Origin of the sequence: Streptomyces beigongshangae (assembly GCF_019710745.1) — a bacterium.
GTDB classification, from domain to species: Bacteria; Actinomycetota; Actinomycetes; order Streptomycetales; family Streptomycetaceae; genus Streptomyces; species Streptomyces beigongshangae.
On the sequence record NZ_JAHKJW010000138.1, the window covers coordinates 1 to 4,488 of the forward strand.

Consider the following 4,488-nt stretch of genomic DNA (forward strand, 5'->3'; position numbering starts at 1 on the left):
GCCGGAGCCTCGGCCTTGGGGGCGGCCGGAGCCGGGGCCTGGGCCTGCGCCGGAGCGGCGGCGGCGGGCGCCGGAGCCTGCTCGGCCGGGGCGGGGGCCTCGGCAGCGGGGGCCGACGGGGCCGAGCCGGGAGCGCCGATGACGGCCAGCTTGGCACCGACCTCGGCGGTCTCGTCCTCGCCGACCACGATCTCCAGCAGCACGCCGGCGGCGGGCGACGGGATCTCGGTGTCGACCTTGTCCGTGGAGACCTCGAGCAGCGGCTCGTCCTCCGCGACCTCCTCGCCGACCTCCTTGAGCCACCGGGTGACGGTGCCCTCGGTGACCGACTCGCCCAGGGCCGGGAGCACCACGTCGGTGCCCTCGGCGCCACCGCCGCCGGAAGCGGCCTCGGCGGTCGGGGCCGGCGCCGGAGCGTCGGTCTCGGTGGACGGGGTGGCCTGCGGAGCCGGCTCCGGAGCGGGCTCCTCGGCGGCCGGGGCCTGCTCGGGCTCGGGCTCGGCGGCCGGAGCGGACTCGGCGGACGCGCCCGAGCCGTCGTCGATGACGGCCAGCTCGGCGCCGACCTCGACGGTCTCGTCCTCGGCGACCTTGATGGAGGCGAGCACGCCGGCGGCGGGGGAGGGGATCTCGGTGTCGACCTTGTCCGTCGACACCTCCAGCAGTGGCTCGTCGGCCTCTACGCGCTCACCCTCGGCCTTCAGCCAGCGGGTGACGGTGCCCTCGGTGACGCTCTCGCCGAGCGCCGGAAGGGTTACGGAAACCGCCATGGTTTCGGTTGCTCCTTACGATTGCGGAAGTCTGTGTCGTCGCGTCGTGGGNGCCATGGTTTCGGTTGCTCCTTACGATTGCGGAAGTCTGTGTCGTCGCGTCGTGGGATGACCGAGGGTCGGTCAGTCGTGCGAATGCAGCGGCTTGCCGGCGAGCGCGAGGTGGGCCTCGCCCATCGCCTCGTTCTGCGTCGGGTGGGCGTGGATGAGCTGCGCGACCTCGGCGGGCAGCGCCTCCCAGTTGTAGATCAGCTGGGCTTCGCCCACCTGCTCGCCCATGCGGTCGCCGACCATGTGGACGCCGACCACGGCACCGTCCTTGACCTGGACGAGCTTGATCTCGCCCGCGGTCTTCAGGATCTTGCTCTTGCCGTTGCCCGCGAGGTTGTACTTCAGAGCGACGACCTTGTCCGCACCGTAGATCTCCTTGGCCTTCGCCTCGGTGACGCCCACGGAGGCGACCTCGGGGTGGCAGTACGTCACCCGGGGCACGCCGTCGTAGTCGATGGGGACGGTCTTGAGACCGGCCAGGCGCTCCGCCACCAGGATGCCCTCGGCGAAGCCGACGTGCGCGAGCTGGAGCGTCGGCACCAGGTCGCCCACGGCCGAGACGGTCGGCACGTTGGTGCGCATGTACTCGTCGACCAGGACGTAGCCGCGGTCCATGGCGACGCCCTGCTCCTCGTAGCCGAGACCGGCCGAGACCGGGCCGCGGCCGATGGCGACCAGGAGGATCTCGGCCTCGAAGGTCTTGCCGTCGGCGAGGGTCACGCGGACGCCGTCCTGCGTGTACTCGGCCTTCTCGAAGAACGTGCCGAGGTTGAACTTGATGCCGCGCTTGCGGAACGCGCGCTCAAGGAGCTTGGAGCTGTTCTCGTCCTCGACCGGGACGAGGTGCTTGAGGCCCTCGATGATCGTGACGTCGGTGCCGAAGGACTTCCACGCCGAGGCGAACTCGACGCCGATGACGCCGCCGCCCAGCACGATCGCGGACTGCGGGACGCGGTCCAGCGTCAGCGCGTGGTCCGAGGAGATGATGCGGTTGCCGTCGATGTCCAGGCCCGGCAGCGACTTCGGCACGGAGCCGGTCGCGAGCAGCACGTGGCGGCCCTGGACCCGCTGGCCGTTGACGTCCACGGAGGTCGGGGACGACAGACGGCCCTCGCCCTCGATGTACGTCACCTTGCGCGAGGCCACCAGGCCCTGCAGGCCCTTGTAGAGGCCGCTGATCACGTCGTCCTTGTACTTGTGGACGGCGGCGATGTCGATGCCCTCGAAGGTGGCCTTGACACCGAACTGCTCGCTCTCGCGTGCCTGGTCGGCGATCTCGCCCGCGTGCAGCAGGGCCTTGGTGGGGATGCAGCCGTTGTGCAGGCAGGTGCCGCCGAGCTTGTTCTTCTCGATCAGGGCGACGTCCAGGCCCAGCTGCGCTCCGCGCAGGGCCGCGGCGTAGCCGCCGCTACCACCGCCGAGGATCACTAGGTCGAAAACGGTGCTGGCGTCGTTCGCCACGTCACGTCCTCCATGCATGTGCGCCGGCGCCGGTCTCCAGTGACCGGGCGGCGGCTGGTGTCCGGCCGCTCTTTCTTCGGCCCTGGCGGGCCCTGTCCTGCCGAGAACCCATCTTCGCACTTGTCGGGGACGGGCGGGACGCCGGGCTGTGCTGTGGGACGTCTGATCGATCACACGGCAGCCCCGCGCCCTCCGGGGGCGCGGGGAACTGCGCGCTCGGCCACACCCGGCCGGCACCCGCCGTGCGACGGACGGAACCCGGGACACCGGGCGGGCGTCAGCCCAGATCACCCGCGGCGGTCAGCTCGGCGAGCCGCACCAGCGTCCGTACGGCGGACCCGGTGCCCCCCTTCGGGGTGTAACCGAACGGCCCCTGCTCGTTGAAGGCGGGCCCGGCGATGTCGAGGTGCGCCCACGTGATGCCCTCGCCCACGAACTCCTTCAGGAACAGCCCGGCCACCAGGCCGCCGCCGTACCGCTCGCCCATGTTGGCGATGTCGGCGGTGGGGGAGTCCATCCCCTTCCTCAGGTGGTCCGGGAGCGGCATCGGCCAGGCCGCCTCGCCGACCTCCTCGGCCGCCTCGTGCACCGCGGAGCGGAAGGCGTCGTCGTTCGACATGATCCCGAACGTGCGGTTGCCGAGCGCCATCATCATCGCGCCGGTCAGGGTCGCCACGTCGACGATCGCGTCGGGCGTGTCCTCGGACGCCTTGGCGATCGCGTCGGCGAGGACCAGCCGGCCCTCGGCGTCGGTGTTGAGGACCTCGACGGTCCTGCCGCTGTACATGCGCAGCACGTCGCCCGGGCGGGTGGCCGAGCCGGAGGGCATGTTCTCGGCGAGCGCGAGCCAGCCGGTCACGTTGACCTGGAGGTTCAGGCGGGCGGCGGCGACGACGGCGGCGAACACGGCGGCGGCGCCGCTCATGTCGCACTTCATCGTCTCGTTGTGCCCGGCGGGCTTCAGCGAGATGCCGCCCGAGTCGTAGGTGATGCCCTTGCCGACGAAGGCGAGGTGCTTCTTCGCCTTGGAGGAGGTGTACGACAGCTTCACCAGCCGGGGCGCGGACGCGGAACCGGCGCCGACGCCGAGGATGCCGCCGTACCCGCCCTTGGCGAGGGCCTTCTCGTCGAGCACCTGCACCTTGATGCCGTGCTCCTTGGCCGCGGCCTGCGCGACGGCCGCGAAGGCCTCCGGGTCCAGGTCGTTCGGCGGGGTGTTGACGAGGTCGCGGGCGCGGTTCAGCTCCTCGGACACGGCCGTGGCGCGCTCGACGGCCGCCTTGAACGCCTTGTCGCGGGGCTTGGCGCCGAGCAGCACGGCCTCGACGAGCGGGGCCTTGCCCTTCTTGGCGCCGTTCCCGTTCTTCGCGATCTCCTTGTACGCGTCGAAGGAGTACGCGCCGAGCAGCACGCCCTCGGCGACGGCGCCCGCGTCCGCGGCGTCCTCGACCGGCAGGGCGAACCCGGCCTTCCCGGTGCCCGCCAGCGCGCGGGCGGCGGCGCCGCCCGCGCGGCGCAGCGTCTCCGCCGAGAAGGAGGCGTTTTTCTCGGGGAGGGCACCGAGACCGACCGCCAGCACGAGCGGCGACTTGAGGCCGGACGGCGCCGGCAGCTTCGTCACCTCGCCCTCGCCGCCCGAGGCGCCGAGGGTCTCCAGAACGTCGGCGAGCCGACCGTCGAACGCCTTGTCCACGGCCTCGGCGCCCGGGGCGACGACCAGGTCCCCCGACGTGGAACCGGTGACCTTGGCGACACCGACGACGATCGCGTCGGCCCGCAGGCCGGGCGCCGCGGAGGTGCTGAGAGTGAGAGCAGTCACGGTGGTGAAATCTCGCTTCCGTTGAGTTGCTGTGGCCGTCAGGGGTGAGGTCGGCCGGGGCGTTCGGAGCCCTGGGCACGAGCCTACGCGCGGTGCCGCGTTCCGCTCATCCAGGTGGGGGTCCGCGCCCACGGGAACTACGGGAGGAGGCAGAACACGACGAGTGCCGTGGTGGCGGCGGTCTCTTCGAGGGCGCCGAAGACGTCACCCGTCACCCCGCCGAAGCGGCGCGTGCAGTGGCGCAGCAGCGCCTGCGCGGCGGCGCAGGCGAGCAGGACGGCCGCCGCGGAACCGAGGGCGCCGTACGGCCCGAGGAGCGTGCCCGCGCCGGCCGCCGCGGCCGTGACCGCCACCGCCGTGAGGAGGGCGGTCCGGCCGGGGACCGTG

At 72.3% G+C, this 4,488-nt stretch carries 4 protein-coding genes; all 4 read right to left on the bottom strand.

The genetic code is table 11. The features are described from left to right. Window positions 1–770, bottom strand: a 770-nt coding sequence (locus KM933_RS38335) for a biotin/lipoyl-containing protein (protein ID WP_308013681.1), incomplete at its 3' end; no start/stop codon positions are given. 123 nt (window positions 771–893) lie between these two features. Next, entirely contained in the window at window positions 894–2,282 is a 1,389-nt protein-coding gene (lpdA, locus tag KM933_RS38340) for a dihydrolipoyl dehydrogenase (RefSeq protein WP_221362159.1), read from the bottom strand. A 277-nt stretch (window positions 2,283–2,559) separates the two neighbouring features. Continuing rightward, a complete protein-coding gene (locus tag KM933_RS38345) occupies window positions 2,560–4,101 on the bottom strand; it encodes a leucyl aminopeptidase (protein ID WP_221362161.1) in 1,542 nt (513 codons plus the stop codon). Window positions 4,102–4,238: 137 nt separating this feature from the next. After that, a partial coding sequence (locus tag KM933_RS38350) for an adenosylcobinamide-GDP ribazoletransferase (protein WP_221362163.1) occupies window positions 4,239–4,488 on the bottom strand: 250 nt, incomplete at its 5' end.